Genomic DNA, 14838 nt, shown 5'->3' with positions numbered 1-14838 from the left:
GGGCGCATACCGCGGGAGCCCGCAGCAGCCATGTCACCGCTGCCCGGCTGAGAGGGCGTCAGAGCCGACCGCTTGACCTGATCCGGCTAGTACCGGCGTAGGGAAGGAATTTTTCATGGGCACACGAGCAGGCTGCGCAGCCGAAGCCGCAGATGACGCCGCCGCCCGGGTTTGTGACACAGGGCCCGGTACCGCAGAGGGAACCGTCCCGGGGGATACCAGTGCCGACGACTTCACCGCCGACGCGGTCGAGGCGGGGGATCTCAGTGCCGACGACTTCACCGCCGACGCGGTCGAGGCGGGGGATCTCAGTGCCGATGTGGCCGTGATCGGCGGCGGGGTGATCGGCCATGGCATAGCGTTCGAGGCCATCCGCGCGGGCCGTTCCGTGGTCCTGATCGATGATGCTCCCGGCAGCGGAGCCAGCTGGGCCGCGGCCGGCATGCTGGCCCCCGTGAGTGAGCTGCACTACCAGGAGGAACAGCTCCTGGAACTGATGCTTGAGGCCTCCCGGTTATGGCCAGGATTCGCTGCGGCGATCGACGCCGGTGCCGCCGGCACCGAGTCCCGGGCAGGTACCGGCTACTTAACGACGCCGACCCTGGCGGTGGGGGCCGACGCGGCGGACCGGCGCGCGCTCGCGGACTTGCGGCAAGTCCAGCAGGCCAGCGGCCTCAGCGTGGAACCACTGACACTGCGCGAGGCACGCACCCGGGAGCCCCTGCTGAGCCCCGGCATCTCGTGCGCCTTCGACATCCCGGCCGACCACCAGGTGGACCCCCGCCTGCTGATCGCCCGGCTCGCCGGCGTAATCGGTGCGGAAGGCGGCAGCTTCGTCCGCCAGCGCGCGGCAGGCCTGCTGTGGCAGGACGGACAGGTGGCGGGTGTGCGGCTGGCCGGCGGCGGTTCCGTGCGGGCTGCGGAAACCGTGGTCGCCAACGGGCTCGGCGCCGCCGCCCTCGAGGAGTTGCCCGCAGGACTGGCGCTGCCGCTGCGCCCCGTCTACGGCGACATCCTCCGGCTTCGCGTGCCCCCGCATCTGCAGCCGCTGCTCACGGCCACCGTGCGGGGCATGGTGCGCGGCGTCCCGGTGTACATCGTCCCCCGCCAGGACGGCACCGTCGTGATCGGGGCCACCCAGCGCGAAGACGGACCGTCGGACCCACACGCGGTTTCGGCCGGCGGCATCTACCAGCTGCTGCGGGATGCCCAGCAGCTGGTGCCCGCGGTCGCCGAGCTGGAGCTGCTGGAAGCCACGGCGCGGGCCAGGCCCGGAACACCGGACAACGCCCCGCTGCTGGGGCGGGTCGCACGACCGGACGGCGGGGACGTCCCCGGGCTCATCATCGCCACAGGATTCTTCCGGCACGGCGTCCTGCTGACCCCTGCCGCTGCGGCCGTGTGCCGGCAACTCATGGACTTCACGCCGGACCCGCGCTGGTCCGGGTTCCGTCCCGATCGTTTTTCCCGAATCCCGGATACGTCCGGGGACAGCCCCAATAAGGAAGCAGCATGAACATCCGACTCAACGGAACGGAGCAGAGTGTCGCCGACGGCGCCTCCGTCTCCACACTCGTCAGCCAGCTCACGGGCAGGAGCATCGGCCCCGACGGCCGCGCTGCCGACGGGCGGAAGCTCGGTGTCGCCGTGGCCCGCAATGCCGAAGTGGTACCGCGCAGCCAGTGGCACGCCACGGCGCTCGCCGACGGCGACGACGTCGAACTTGTCACGGCAGTCCAGGGAGGATGACCAGCATGAACGAGACGACGTTCGCAGGAACCCAGGCCGTGCCCGTGACCGGTCCAGTGGCCGATCCGTTCGTGGTCGACGGCGTGAGGCTCGGCTCCCGCCTCATTATGGGAACCGGCGGTGCGCCGAGCCTGGACGGGCTCGGGGCGGCACTGGTGGCGTCCGGGACGGAGCTGACCACGGTGGCGATGCGCCGCTATTCGCCGGCGGAGACGGGATCGCTGTTCCAGCTGCTCGAGGACCACCAGATCCGGGTGCTGCCCAACACGGCAGGCTGCTTCACCGCCAAGGATGCGGTCCTCACCGCCGAGCTGGCCCGGGAGGCCTTGGAAACGGACTGGGTCAAGCTCGAAGTCATTGCCGACGAGCACACGTTGCTGCCGGACGCCGTCGAACTCGTGGACGCAACCGAACAGCTTGTGGCCCGCGGCTTCAAGGTCTTTGCCTACACGAACGACGACCCCGTGCTTGCCCTCCGACTCGAAAACCTCGGCGCGGCGGCCGTGATGCCGCTGGGAGCCCCGATCGGTACCGGACTGGGCATCCTGAACCCGCACAACATCGAGCTGATCGTCTCGCGCGCGTCCGTGCCAGTGGTGCTGGATGCCGGGATCGGCACAGCCTCGGACGCGGCCCTGGCGATGGAACTCGGCTGCGACGCAGTGCTGCTGGCGACGGCCGTGACCCGGGCGCAGAATCCCGTGCTCATGGGCGAGGCCTTCAAACATGCCGTCATCGCCGGCAGGCTGGCAAAAATGGCCGGCAGGATCCCGCGGCGTGAGCATGCACTGGCGTCTTCGGCGATGGAAGGCCGGGCCGAGTTCCTCTAAAGCCGTGCTTTGAAGCCCCCGGGGACTGGTCTGGTCCCACGGGCCGGACAATCTGATCACCATTCTCTTGATGACGCGTCGGCTCTCTTGATGACGCGTCGGCTCTCTTGATGACGCGTCGGCTCTCTTGATGACGCGTCGGCGCGATCACGCGTAGGCCCGGCCGGGGCGACGTGCGGCGGGATGAACCAGGTATGCCGTCGGTCCGCGTCCGGATGGTTCGCTGTCCTTGTGGATCAAGTGGTGGTGCGAGTAAGGCAGGGTCCCGTTAGCGCGCTGGAGCCACTTTCACGAAGAATGGAGTTGCCACTTCTTTGCCGTTCCAGCTGCCCTTTTCGAGGTCAGGTGCCATCCCTTGCAGTCCTGGCATGGGTATACGCTCGCGGGCAACTTGCCACCAGAGGACGAGCCCTTGCGGATGATTTCCTGGAGCGTGCGGTTCGCATGCCAGAGAGTGGGATAGGTGATCTTGGTGCAGGTTGCCATCGGGCGAAACCCTTCTTGGAAGAGTACTCGCGTGGCTCATATCCACACTTGAGCGCCACCTAATAGCGGCGTCCCAGGTTCCACATGATTGTGTCGTTCAAGTCACAACGTACCCGCAGCCCTAACTGCCTTGCAATCGTGAGTCTTCGGCCCAAGATTCCCTGAGAAATAGCCACCGTTCCCTGTCCCTCGCCGCCGAGGACGACGTGGAAGATGTCGGAGCCGCCCGCAATATTGCGCGCGGTGGTGGCGGTGAGGCGTCGGCGGGACTGCCCGTAGGCCTGGCGGGACTGCCCGTAGGCGCCGCGGGCGCTACTGGTCGGGACGGAAGTATCTGTTCCGGCGGGGTGTCTGGGCGGGGTCGAGGTGGGGTGGTGGGATGAACCAGGGGATGCCGGTCCGCATCTGGATGTTCCAGTGTTCCTTGTGGATCACGTGGTGGTGATGGGAGCAGAGCAGGGTTCCGTTCCCGGTTCCGGTGGTTCCGCCGCGGGACCAGTAGGTGATGTGGTGGGCCTCGCACCAGGGTGCGGGGATGGTGCATTGCGGGAAGGCGCAGCCGCGGTCCCGGGCGGTGATGGCCTTGCGGATGTGCGGCGGGAAGACCCGGGAGGCGCGGCCGATGTCCAGGACCTGGCCCTTCCCGCCGAGGAGGACGGGGATGATGTCGGCGTCGCAGGCGATTTTGCGGATGGTGCCGGCGGTGACGGGGCCGGTGAACAGCAGCGAGCCGGTCTGCTGCGGCGCCCCTGTGCTGTGCGGGGAGCGGGGTCCGAGGCGCGGGGCGCCTGCTGTGGCGCCGGAGGAGTCCTGGAGCCGGGTGAGCAGGTCGCGGTAGTCGATGGTGGCCATGACCTGGGGCCGGAGCCCGCCTGCGGCGGGCAGCCCGCCGGTTGCCAGTGCCGCCTTGCAGGCGCCGACCAGCCCGTCGAGCAGCCGTTGCGGCCGGGAGCGGAGGTCCAGGGACGGCAGCGAGGGGTCCTCTTCCGCGGTGGCGGGCTCATCAGCCGCGCAGGGCGCATCCGCCGCCGCCCCGTCCTCGCCCGCCTCGCCCGGTCCGGCCTGTGCCGTGTGGCCGGAGGCGGTGCCCTCGCCGGTGCGGGGGTTGGTGGCGGTGTTCATCACGGTGATCAGGTGTTCGAACTGGTCCGCCGTGGCGAAGATTTCCAGGTGCTGCAGGCCGTGGCGGGATTTGCGGAGGAAGGCGCCCTGGAGCTGGCGGAGCAGTTCCTCGGAGGGTTCGGCGCCGTCCTGGTCCAGCGCCTCGGCCCAGCTGCGGCTGACCCGGGCAAGGAAGTCGGCGTCGTTCTCGGCCGCGGTGCGGGTCAGGGCGTGCTCCATCGCCGCCGCGGCCTCGGGGAGGCAGCCGTGCCGGACCCGGTCCAGGGCGAGCGTGATGACCGTCGCGGCCCGGGACGCGACCTCGCCGGCCGCGACGGCGGCTCCGAGCTCCGGGTGCACGGCCGGCATGGGCCCGCCGGAGAGTCCTTGCCGGGGCAGCAGCGTGTCGGCGAGGCAGAGCCGGCGCTTGGCCTCCGCGGCGCCGATCCGCAGCCGCGCCCGCAGGAACTCCACCGTGTTCCGGTACCCGTCATCCAGCACCGATCCCGGCACCGCCGGCACGGACACGCCGGCAGACGCCGCGGTACCGGACCCGCAGGCAGGCTCTAAGGCGCCGGTTGCGCCGGCAGGCCCCGCGGCCAAGGAAGTACCGGGTTCTCCGGTCTGCCATCCGCCGCCGCTCTCGCGCCAGCCCGTGGTCCACGCCGTGGCCGACCCCGCCGCAACCCCGGAGGCCGCGGCGGCGGACTGTTTCCTGGTCCGGTCCACGGCGGCGGCCGCGACGAGCTGCAGATACTCCACCGTGCGGGAGAGTTCCTCCACGCTGCCGGCGAAGTCCGCCGCGGCCCGGAATCCCCACGAGCCCGCCTCCTCCACCGCCGTCGAACTCACCGCCCGCAGCGCGGCCAGGGCGGCGTCCATACCGGATTGCCGGACCGTAGCTGCACCCCGGACCGTAGCTGCACCCCGGTCCGTGCCCTGCGCCTCGTCCCCGCAAGCGGTGAAATCCCTGATGAAATCCCTGACGGCTTCCATGGCACGAGTCTATTTCTGGGGTACGACAAGATGATGGAGACGGTTCCGTACGGCGTGATCGGACCCCAAACGAACTGTGACCACGCACCCTGTTGGGTGCGTGGTCACGGCCGCGCGCGGAAACCGGCTGCGCGGGTCTAGCGGGCTAGAGCTTCAGGATGCTGGTGAGCCGCTCGGTGTCCTGCCGGGTCCGGGCCTTGCCGAGGTACACCACGGCCGCGATCGAGGCTGCGGTGCCCAGGACCATCGGCAGGATCCACGGGATCCAGGTCAGGCCCGGCTGGTAGCCGAGCCCGGCCGCGATGAAGATGATCCAGCTGAGCATGCCGACTGACGCAGCGACTCCCGCCGGGACGGCGACGCCGTACTTCTGGTGCCGCTTGTCGTTGGCCCACACCACGAAACCCGCAGCAACGGTCACCAAGGCGACCACAATCAGGGAAAGCATTCAGGACACCTCACGCTGGTGAAGAAACGATGACGAAGAAACGATGATGAAAAAGCCCGTGAAGAAGCGGCAGTGAGAAGAACGGGGCTAGAGAGCGCCGAATCCGACGCGGCGGGCCTCTTCTGCTCCGATTTCCACGTAGCCCAGGGCGTTGGCGGGGATGATCACCAGACGGCCCTTGTCGTCCTTCAACCGCAGTTCGCTGCCCTTGGCGATCGCGTCGCCGACTACCTTGGCGACGGCGTCGGCGTCCTGGGTCGATTCGAGGACAATTTCGCGGCCAATGTTCTGAATACCAATCTTTACTTCCACAGCAAGGCCTCCCAGCCAATCAACGTCCAAAAATGTCTAAGGTCAATCTCTAGTTGTACTCTAGGTCTCTTTGGGGAAGCGGGAGATTCCGCGCCAAGCTAAACGGTAGATGAGGTCGCTGGCTACATCGAGATCCAGGTTCCCGTCCGTTTCCAGCCAATACCGGGCGCTCACATGGGCCATTCCCGCGAGCCCGCGGCCCAGCAGCTGGGCCTCCAGCTCAGGAAGCTTGGTGTCCTCGGCGATGACATGAGCGACGGCGTCGGCGAAGGTCTTGTTGAACGTTTCCAGCCGCGCACTGACGTCAGGATCGTTAATCAGGTCCGACTCGAAGACGAGCCGGTGCGCCTGGTCGTCGTGGGCGATGAAGCGGAAGTAGGCGCGCATGACGGCCTGGACGCGCTCGTCATTGTCGGTGGTGGAATTCAGGGCACCAAGCAGCAGGTCGGTCAGCTTGCTGAGGTGGCTGTCCAGCAGGGCCAGGTAGAGGTCCCGCTTGGAAGGGAAGTGCTGGTACAACACCGGCTTGCTGACGTGGGCAGTCTCGGCGATCTCGTCCATGGCGGCACCGTGGTAGCCGTTCGCCACGAAAACTTCCTGCGCGGCCGCCAGCAGCTGCGCCCGGCGTTCGTCGCGGGGGAGGCGGGCCGAGCGCTGTCCGCTCCGAGCCTGCCCTGCCGACGGCTTGCCCGACTCGTCCCGCTCCAACGGTGCCTGATGAACCACTGTCGGCCTTCTTTCCCTTTTCACCCCATTGCGCGCAATGGCACTCATTTGCATTTCGTACTGAACTACCTTGCACTCAATTACACCTTACGCGCGGGTAATATGACCTGGCGGTATCTTCGGGCATAGATTGAAGTATGGCTTCCAAGTTCACCGCCGCCGGTGCCCCCGCAACCCCCAAGACGCAGCTGGATCCGCGGCCCGGACCGCTGGTTGACCCGGCTGCGGACCTCAGCCCGGCGGAGGTGGAACGCTACTCGCGCCACCTGATCATTCCGGAGATCGGCGCGATCGGCCAGCGACGCCTCAAGAACGCGAAAGTCCTAGTGATCGGTGCCGGTGGCCTCGGCTCCCCGGCCCTGCTCTATCTCGCCGCCGCCGGGATCGGCACCCTGGGCATCGTCGACGACGACGACGTCGACCTCAGCAACCTCCAACGCCAGATCATCCATGGCGTCGCGGACGTGGGCCGGCCAAAAATCGAGTCCGCCCGCGATGCCATAGCGGCGCTGAACCCGCTCGTGGACGTCCGGCTCCACAACGTCCGCCTCGATGCGTCCAACGCACTGGAACTCTTTGCCGGCTACGACCTGATCCTCGACGGCGCCGACAACTTTGCCACCCGGTACCTCGTCAACGACGCCGCCGCCATCCTCGGCAAGCCCTACATCTGGGGATCGATTTTCCGTTTCGACGGCCAGGTCAGCGTCTTTTGGGAACAGTTCGGGCCCACCTACCGGGACCTTTACCCGGAGGCGCCGCCGCCCGGATCTGTGCCGTCCTGCGGCGAAGGCGGCGTGTTCGGCATGCTGTGCGCCGCCGTCGGAGCGCTGATGGTGACCGAGGCCGTCAAGCTGATCACCGGCGTCGGCCGGTCCCTGCTGGGCCGGCTGGCGCTCTATGACGCGCTGGGTGGCACCTGGCGCGAGATCAAGGTGACCCGGGACCCGGCGGCGGCGCGGATCACCGAACTCACCGATTACGAGGCCTTCTGCGGGATCACCCCAACGGCGGATGCCGGTACCGAGCACACCGTGACGGCGACCCAGCTCGCCACCATGCTGGCCTCCCGCCAGGCCGGCCTCAAGGACTTCCGCCTCGTGGACGTGCGCGAGCAGGGAGAATACGAAATCGTCCGCATTGAGGGGTCGGAGCTGATCCCGCAAGGCCGCATCCTTGCCGGCGAGGCGTGGCAGGAACTGCCCCAGGAAGCCGAAATTGTCTTCCACTGCAAGGCCGGAACACGATCCGCCGCCGTCCTGTCCGCAGCCCGCGCCGCCGGGTACGAGCGCGTCAGCCACCTCGAGGGCGGCATTCTCGCCTGGGTTAGGGACGTGGAACCCGGGAAACCGGTGTACTGAGCCGTGGCTGGCCATATTGGCGGCCATGTCGCGGCACCCGAATGAACGCTCCGTTGAGCGGCGCCCGCAACCGAAAGGCTTGGTCGTGAGCGAGGAAAATGTCATGAGCGAGGAATATACAGTGACGCCCCAGCGGAAGATTGGCTCCGGGTTCGGCCGGGATTCGACGGCGGCCGACGTCATTGCCGGGATCGACCTGACCGGAAAGACCGCCATTGTCACGGGCGGGTACTCGGGGCTGGGCTTGGAGACCGTGCGGGCGCTGGCCTCCGCCGGCGCCGCCGTCGTGGTGCCGGCCCGGCGGCCGGAGCATGCCCGCGACGTCCTCGCCGCGGCCGGTCTGACGCCGGCAACCACTGGCGGCGTCAGCGTCGCCGAGCTGGAAGTTGCCGAGCTGGACCTGGCGGACCAGGACAGTGTGAAGGAGTTTGCCGCCGGCTTCCTGGCCGGCCCGGCGTCCGGCCCTGCGTCTGGCGCGGCGCCGGGCGCAAGCCGCAGCCTGGAGATCCTCATCAACAACGCCGCCATCATGGCGAGTCCGGAGCGCAGGGTGGGACCCGGCTGGGAATCACAGTTCGCCACGAACCACCTGGGCCATTTTGCCTTGACCAACCTGCTGTGGCCGGCGCTTGCCGCGGCCCAGGGAGCCCGCGTGGTCGCGCTGTCCTCGACCGGCCACAAGCTCTCGGCCATTCGCTTCGATGACATCAATTTCGACGCCGGCTATGACAAGTGGCGCGCCTACGGCCAGGCCAAGACGGCGAACGCGCTCTTCGCCGTCCAGCTCGACGCCCTGGGCCGGAACTTTGGCGTGCGCGCCTTCGCAGTACATCCCGGCGGGATCATGACGGAGCTGCAGCGGCACCTGCCGCGGGAGGAGATGATCGCCGCGGGCTGGATGGACGAACACGGCAAGCTCGACCCGCGCTTCAAGACACCCGCGCAGGGCGCGGCCACCTCGGTCTGGGCCGCGACGGCGCCGGCGCTCGAAGGAATGGGCGGCGTCTACTGCGAGGACTGTGACATCGCCGAAGCCACGGTGCCCGGGTCGCCCGAAGCCAGGGTCAGGGGAGTGGATGCCCACGCGGTGGACCGGGAGGCTGCCACACGGCTGTGGCAGGTGTCGGCCGAGATGACCGGGATCAACGCTTTCCCCGGATAATCCACGGATAAGCCGCGGTGCGGGGACGCGGGGCAGCTACGCGGTTTCGCGGATGTCGCCGGCTGCGGGGCCGAGGTCGCCGGGGTTATGGACAACGGCGTTATGGACAACGGCGTTGTGGTCCACGGGGCACGCGGCCGTGGAACCGGCGGCACCGGGGACCGTTGCGCCGGCGGTGGGCTCCACCGTGATGCCGTACAGCGCCTCAAGACCGGCAATGTAGGCGTCCTGCTGTCCGTTGGAGGCCAGTTCGCGGGCCCGGACGGTGGGGACGTGCAGCAGTTGTTTCACCATGCGGCGGAGGGCAAATTCGACTTCTTCGGCGGCGGCCGTGCAGCCGTGCCGGGCCCGGACCTTTTCCATTTCCGCGTCCAGGACGTTCATCGTGTGGCGGCGCAAGGCGACGATCGCCGAGTCGACGCTCCTGGCCTCGCGCTCCTGCTCAAAGGCACTGGCCGCCCCGGCCACGATGCTGCTGGCCTGTTCGAGCGACTCGGCCTGTTCCTGCGGTGCGGCCAGCCGGACCGATTCCAGCGTCAGCAGTTCGACGCCGTCGAGGTCGCCGACAGCGGGGTCGAAGTCATGGGTCAGGGCGAGGTCGATCGCGATCAGCGGCTGGGGCGAGTTCGCACGGATCCGGGCGATTTCGTCCGCCTCGACCCGGCTGTCGGAGCCGCTGCAGCCGATCATGACGTCGGCCGCGGCAACTGCGCCCGGAAGCGTGTCCTCGTCCAGTGCCGTGCCGCCCCGGGTGGCGACGAAGCCGGCGGCGCGGCCGGAGGAGGAATAGACAGAGACATCGGTGCAGCCGCGTTCGCGCAGCAGGGACATGGTGGCACCGGCGTAGGCGCCGGTCCCGAAGACGACGGCTTTCTTGGCGGACCAGTCCGGGTTTTCCGACAGGTCAGTGGCGAGGTCCAGGGCCACGGAGACGATGGAGAGCCCGCGCGAACCCAACGCCGTCTGGGCGCCGACGTCCTTCGCGGTTTTGGACGCGGCCTGGAACAGCCGGACCAGGCCGGAGCTGGCGGTGCCCTCGTGCTGGGCCGTGATCAAGGCGCGGCGGACCTGCCCGGCAATTTCCCGTTCGCCCACCACGGCGGAGTCCAGCCCGGAGCTGACGGAGAAGAGGTGCTGGCTGACCTCGGCGCCAGTGCGGGTGCTGAAGGCGCGGGAGACGAGCTGATCGTTGAGTCCGCTGGCGCCGCTGATGTGGGTGATGAGGGCTGCCCGGGCCGCGGCGACGGCGTCCGGATGGGGGGCTTCACCATAGATTTCAAGCCGGTTGCAGGTGGCAAGGACAACGGCACCCGCCACGGCCGGCGATCCGGCGAGGGCGGATGTGGCGATCCCTGAAGCGCCGGTGCTCAACTGAGCAACGGTTTCGAGGTCGATGTCGGCGTGTGTAGCCACCAATGAAAAAAGAACCACAGCATCACCATCATAGCTTTTTCGCGTCCGTGTAGAACAACTGTCCGGGCGTGGGCTCAGGCACCCTGGCCTGTGATTCCCGCCACGGCGCGGCACGCATGGCCAGTGCCGGAGCCGGCGTGACAGGCTGTCGTTATCTTTTGGGCACAAATTTGGGCACAATCGAAGTCATGACTCCAAGCGCTGCGGCCCGTGCCGGCACGACCACCTTCAGTACGTCCGACAACGGCGCAGCCGGCAATGCCGCCAATGATGGCGCCGCCGCGGATGCCGCCGCCCGCGGCCTCGATGCCGGGCACCCGCTGATGGACGGCCGCACCGCGGATTCGCCGCTGATCACCGCCTACCGCGGCGGCAAGCCCTCCCGCCGTCCGGTCTGGTTCATGCGCCAGGCCGGCCGCTCACTCCCCGAGTACCTCAAGGTACGTGAGGGCGTCGCGATGCTGGACTCCTGCCTGCGCCCCGAGCTGGCTTCCGAGATCACCCTGCAGCCGGTCCGCCGCCACGACGTCGATGCCGCCATCTTTTTCTCGGACATTGTCATCCCGCTCAAGCTGGCCGGCGTCGGCGTGGACATCGTGCCCGGCGTCGGACCCGTCCTGGACAAACCGGTCCGCACGGCCGCGGACGTTGCCGCCCTGCCGCAGCTGACCTGGGAGGCCCTGGAGCCCATCCGCGAGGCCGTCCGGCTGACGGTGGCCGAGCTCGGCGGCACCCCGCTGATCGGCTTCGCCGGTGCCCCGTTTACCCTTGCCGCGTACATGGTGGAAGGCAAGCCTTCCCGCGACCACCTCGGCCCGCGCACCATGATGCACGCCGACCCCGGGACCTGGACTGCCCTGGCCAACTGGGCCGCCGATGCCTCGGGGATGTTCCTCCGCGCGCAGCTGGAAGCCGGCGCCTCCGCCGGCCAGCTCTTCGACTCCTGGGCCGGTTCGCTGGGACTGGCCGACTACCAGCGCTTCGTTGCGCCGGCGTCGTCCCGGGCCCTGGACCATGTCCGGCACCTCGGCGCACCGCTGATCCACTTCGGCACCGGCACGTCGGAACTGCTCGTCGCGATGCGCGACGTCGGAGTCGACGTCGTGGGGGTCGACTACCGGCTGCCGCTGGACGAGGCCAACCGCCGCCTCGGCGGCACCGTTCCGCTTCAGGGCAACATCGACCCGGCACTGCTTTCGGCACCGTGGGAAGTTCTCGAAGCCCACGTCCGCGAGGTGATCGCGGCCGGCTCCGCTGCGCCCGGGCACGTCGTGAACCTCGGCCACGGGGTGCCGCCGGAGACGGATCCTGAGGTGCTCACGCGCGTCGTCGAACTCATCCACTCCATCGCTCCGGAGTAGGGGCGTGGACGCAGGTGCCGCGGGGACTCCCGGGGAAGGCGCCGCCGTCGTGATCGGGGGCGGGATCTCCGGGCTGCTTGCGGCACGGGAATTCGCCCGGGCCGGGGTCCGCACTACCGTCCTGGAGGCAGGCGAGGGCTGGGGCGGTTGCGTCGGCAGCCATGCCGTGGCCGGACTGACCCTGGACAGCGGCGCGGAGTCTTTCGCCACCCGCACCGCCGCCGTAGCCGATCTCGCCGCGGAGCTCGGGCTGGCCGGCGAGATCGTCGCGCCGAACCCCGGCGGGGCCTGGGTCCAGTTGCCTGACGGTCCCCGGGAACTGCCCAAGACCGGCGTGCTGGGCATCCCGGCGAGCCCGTGGGACCCGGAAGTCCGCCGGTCGCTGGGCCTGCTGGGTTCCCTCCGCGCCTCCGTCGACGCCGTGCTGCCGGCCTCGCTGGGCACCGCTGCCGGGGCTACGAGCGTGTCAGCCCTGGTCCGCCGGCGGATGGGCAGGCGGGTCCTGGACCGGCTCGTGGCCCCGGTGGTCGGCGGCGTCCACTCGGCCGATCCCTCAGCCCTCGACGTCGACATGGTGGCCCCCGGTCTGCGGGCCGGCATCCGTCAGCACGGTTCCCTCGCCGCCGCCGTCGCGGCCCAGCGCAGGGGAGCGGCGACCGCCGTGGCTGGCCCCTCCGGAACGGCCAGGACAGCCGGAACAGCCCAGGCCGCCGGGCTCCAGAAGGCCGGCTCCGCCGTCGCCGGGCTGCGCGGCGGCATGCACACGCTCGTCGCCGCCCTGCTGGCCGATCTGCGTCAGCGCGGCGTCACCCTGCTGCCCGGCACCCCGGCCCGGTCAGTGCGGCGAACAGCTGACGGCTGGCGCGTGGCCACAGACCAGACCACTTTCGACGCCGGGCTCCTCGTGGTTGCGGTCGAAGGTCCCGCCGCCGTCGCTCTGCTTGAGGAGTCCCTGCCGGAACTTGCCGGCCACCGCCCCGACGCGGGACCCGACGTCAGCCTTGTCACGCTCGTGGTGGACCTCCCGGCCCTTGACGCGGCGCCACGCGGCACCGGCGTGCTTGTTGCGCCGCAGAGCCCGGGCGTGCAGGCCAAGGCGCTGACGCACGCCACCGCCAAATGGGCCTGGCTGGCGGAGCAGGCAGGCCCGGGAAGGCATGTGCTCCGGCTCTCGTACGGACGAAGCGCAGCTCCCGGGGCTGTTACTCCCCGGGCACTGCCCGCGTCGCGCGGCGGCGGACTGGCCACAGCGCCGCGCTCCGACGATGAACTTTTCCGCGCAGCGCTGGCTGATGCCTCGGCGCTGCTGGCCGTGCCCGTCGGCGCCGGGGACGTGGCCGATTGGGACGTGGTCCGCTGGGCCGGTGCGCTGCCGTTTGCGTCCCTGGGCCACAGGCAGCGCGTCGCGGCCGTCCGGAGCATCTGTGCCGCGGACGGCACGCTTGCCGTGGTGGGCGGCTGGCTGTCCGGCAATGGCCTGGCCGCGATCGTCGCCGACACCCCGCAGCAGGTCCGCAGGCTGTTGCCCTGACCGCGGATTGCCCTGACTGGGGGTTGCCCTGACCGCGGATTGCCATGAGGGACGCTGAGTTCAAGTGGTTGCCCTGACCGCGGATTGCCATGAGGGACGCTGAGTTCAAGTGGTTGCCCTGACCGCGGATTGCCATGAGGGACGCTGAGTTCAAGTGGTTGCACTGACCGCTGCTGCGCTCAGTGTGGCTTCATCGAATTTAGCTGCCCACAACGCGGTTCCCCCCGAGTCCCAAAAGCACCTTCAGTCACAGGAATCACAGCGGCTCCAAAGGCACCCTGAACCCCTCCGGTCCCGGTGGTTTCGTGCCGGAAATTCGCGGTTTTTGCAAGTTTTTCCTGCCGATCGATTCCGGCTAGGCTCGATGACCATGTTTACTTTCAGGTCCAAGGTGTCAACAACGAAGACCGGGAGCCATCGGGGCCTTCGAAGCGGCGCGGCGGCGGTCGCGCTTGGGGCCGTACTGGCTGCCACCGCCGGGGCTCCTGCCTCGCAGGCGGCCACAGGGTTGTCCGCGGCGGCGTCCACCGCACCGTCCGCGCAGGGTTCGCTGACCCTCGGCCTCGATGACGTGCTGGACAGCCTGCTCGGCTCCTCAAAGACGCCGAGCCCCTCGCCGTCCGCCGACCCGGGCGAGGCCACCCCGTCGCCCGGCAGCAGCCCGGAACCCAGCGACCCGGAACCCAGCGACCCGGAACCCAGCGACCCGGAACCCAGCGACCCCGAGTCCAGCGATCCCGAGCCCAGCGATCCCGAGCCCAGCGATCCCGAACCCACGGCCCCGCACACCAGTACCCCGCCGCCGTCGGGCACGCCGTCCGCGAAAGTTGCACCGCCCGCCGGACCGCAGGACCCCGGCGCGCCGCCCGCGGCCCCGGCTCCGGGAGATCCCGCCGGGACCGCCCCCACCGGACAGACCCCCGGCCAGCCGGCACCGGGCAGCGCGGGCGCCGACCCGGCGGCTGAGCCCCAGTCCGGCACCGCGGTACCGGCCGCGGGCAGCGTTACCGGCAAGCAGTCGGCCACGCCGCATCCGTCCCCAAGCGGTTCAAACACAACCGGCTGGACCCAGACACAGACCCAGGCCCCGGCCAAGGGCCACTCCGGCAACACCTCCCTCGAGGCAACCTCGACGTTGGAACCGGCCGGTCCGTCCCCGTTGGTCGGCTGGGGCATCTCCCTGGTAGCGCTCTCGCTTGGCGCCGGCGTCGCGGTCCTTCGGATGCGCCGGAGCTGACAGGACCAGCATCCCGTGCCCGCTCTCGCGGACCCGCCAGCCGCGCCCGTCTCCCGCTCCCGGCATGTGAAATAAAGCACTTCTACGCGTTGTAGAAGTGCTTTTTTTCGACTTAGCTGGGGAGA

The 14838-nt window shown here is 69.3% G+C and carries 13 protein-coding genes and 1 riboswitch; of the genes, 8 read left to right on the top strand and 5 right to left on the bottom strand.

The window, feature by feature from the left end:
• Position 1: 1 nt before the first annotated feature.
• Positions 2-122, top strand: a riboswitch (TPP riboswitch).
• The 3 genes from thiO (at position 116) to ABH915_RS16555 (ending at position 2579) form a co-directional block, all read left to right on the top strand.
• A complete protein-coding gene (gene thiO / locus ABH915_RS16565; protein WP_370123316.1) occupies positions 116-1516 on the top strand; it encodes a glycine oxidase ThiO in 1401 nt (466 codons plus the stop codon). It overlaps the preceding riboswitch by 7 nt.
• Entirely contained in the window at positions 1513-1749 is a 237-nt protein-coding gene (gene thiS, locus ABH915_RS16560) for a sulfur carrier protein ThiS (protein ID WP_018773837.1), read from the top strand. Before thiO ends, thiS begins: the two co-directional genes overlap by 4 nt.
• A gap of 5 nt (positions 1750-1754) precedes the next feature.
• Positions 1755-2579 carry a thiazole synthase gene (locus ABH915_RS16555; protein ID WP_370123313.1) on the top strand — a complete coding sequence of 275 codons (825 nt, stop codon included), beginning with the start codon at positions 1755-1757 and terminating at the stop codon, positions 2577-2579.
• A 798-nt stretch (positions 2580-3377) separates the two neighbouring features.
• Here ABH915_RS16555 and ABH915_RS16550 read toward each other — a convergent pair.
• From ABH915_RS16550 to ABH915_RS16535, 4 genes are all read right to left on the bottom strand, one after another.
• Positions 3378-5162: a DUF222 domain-containing protein gene (locus ABH915_RS16550; protein WP_370123311.1), complete on the bottom strand. Its 1785-nt coding sequence runs from the start codon at positions 5160-5162 to the stop codon at positions 3378-3380.
• 145 nt (positions 5163-5307) lie between these two features.
• Entirely contained in the window at positions 5308-5610 is a 303-nt protein-coding gene (locus ABH915_RS16545) for a hypothetical protein (RefSeq protein WP_018773839.1), read from the bottom strand.
• A gap of 87 nt (positions 5611-5697) precedes the next feature.
• Entirely contained in the window at positions 5698-5922 is a 225-nt protein-coding gene (locus ABH915_RS16540) for a DUF3107 domain-containing protein (RefSeq protein ID WP_018773840.1), read from the bottom strand.
• Positions 5923-5982: 60 nt separating this feature from the next.
• Positions 5983-6702 (bottom strand): TetR/AcrR family transcriptional regulator, encoded by a 720-nt coding sequence (locus ABH915_RS16535; RefSeq protein WP_370123307.1) that lies wholly within the window; start codon positions 6700-6702, stop codon positions 5983-5985.
• Positions 6703-6785: 83 nt separating this feature from the next.
• On the opposite strand from ABH915_RS16535, the gene moeB reads away from it, so the two are divergent.
• Together moeB and ABH915_RS16525 are read left to right on the top strand one after the other, a co-directional pair.
• The gene (gene moeB, locus ABH915_RS16530) at positions 6786-8009 is read left to right on the top strand and encodes a molybdopterin-synthase adenylyltransferase MoeB (RefSeq protein ID WP_370123304.1); all 1224 of its coding nucleotides are present in this window, start codon (positions 6786-6788) and stop codon (positions 8007-8009) included.
• A gap of 103 nt (positions 8010-8112) precedes the next feature.
• The gene (locus ABH915_RS16525) at positions 8113-9171 is read left to right on the top strand and encodes an SDR family NAD(P)-dependent oxidoreductase (protein ID WP_370123301.1); all 1059 of its coding nucleotides are present in this window, start codon (positions 8113-8115) and stop codon (positions 9169-9171) included.
• A 36-nt stretch (positions 9172-9207) separates the two neighbouring features.
• Here the strand turns inward: ABH915_RS16525 and ABH915_RS16520 are convergent, their stop codons facing one another.
• Entirely contained in the window at positions 9208-10602 is a 1395-nt protein-coding gene (locus tag ABH915_RS16520; protein ID WP_370123299.1) for a glutamyl-tRNA reductase, read from the bottom strand.
• A 170-nt stretch (positions 10603-10772) separates the two neighbouring features.
• On the opposite strand from ABH915_RS16520, the gene hemE reads away from it, so the two are divergent.
• From hemE to ABH915_RS16505, 3 genes are all read left to right on the top strand, one after another.
• Entirely contained in the window at positions 10773-11945 is a 1173-nt protein-coding gene (hemE, locus tag ABH915_RS16515) for a uroporphyrinogen decarboxylase (protein ID WP_370123296.1), read from the top strand.
• A gap of 4 nt (positions 11946-11949) precedes the next feature.
• Complete coding sequence (gene hemG, locus ABH915_RS16510; protein ID WP_370123293.1) at positions 11950-13476, top strand: protoporphyrinogen oxidase; 1527 nt, start codon at positions 11950-11952, stop codon at positions 13474-13476.
• 391 nt (positions 13477-13867) lie between these two features.
• Positions 13868-14713 carry a hypothetical protein gene (locus ABH915_RS16505; RefSeq protein ID WP_370123290.1) on the top strand — a complete coding sequence of 282 codons (846 nt, stop codon included), beginning with the start codon at positions 13868-13870 and terminating at the stop codon, positions 14711-14713.
• The last annotated feature ends 125 nt before the right edge of the window (positions 14714-14838 follow it).

It is taken from the genome of Arthrobacter sp. MW3 TE3886 (genome assembly GCF_041262145.1).
Classification (GTDB): Bacteria; Actinomycetota; Actinomycetes; order Actinomycetales; family Micrococcaceae; genus Arthrobacter.
Note: the sequence above shows the minus strand (reverse complement) of the source record. Positions and strands in the feature narration are given on the sequence as shown.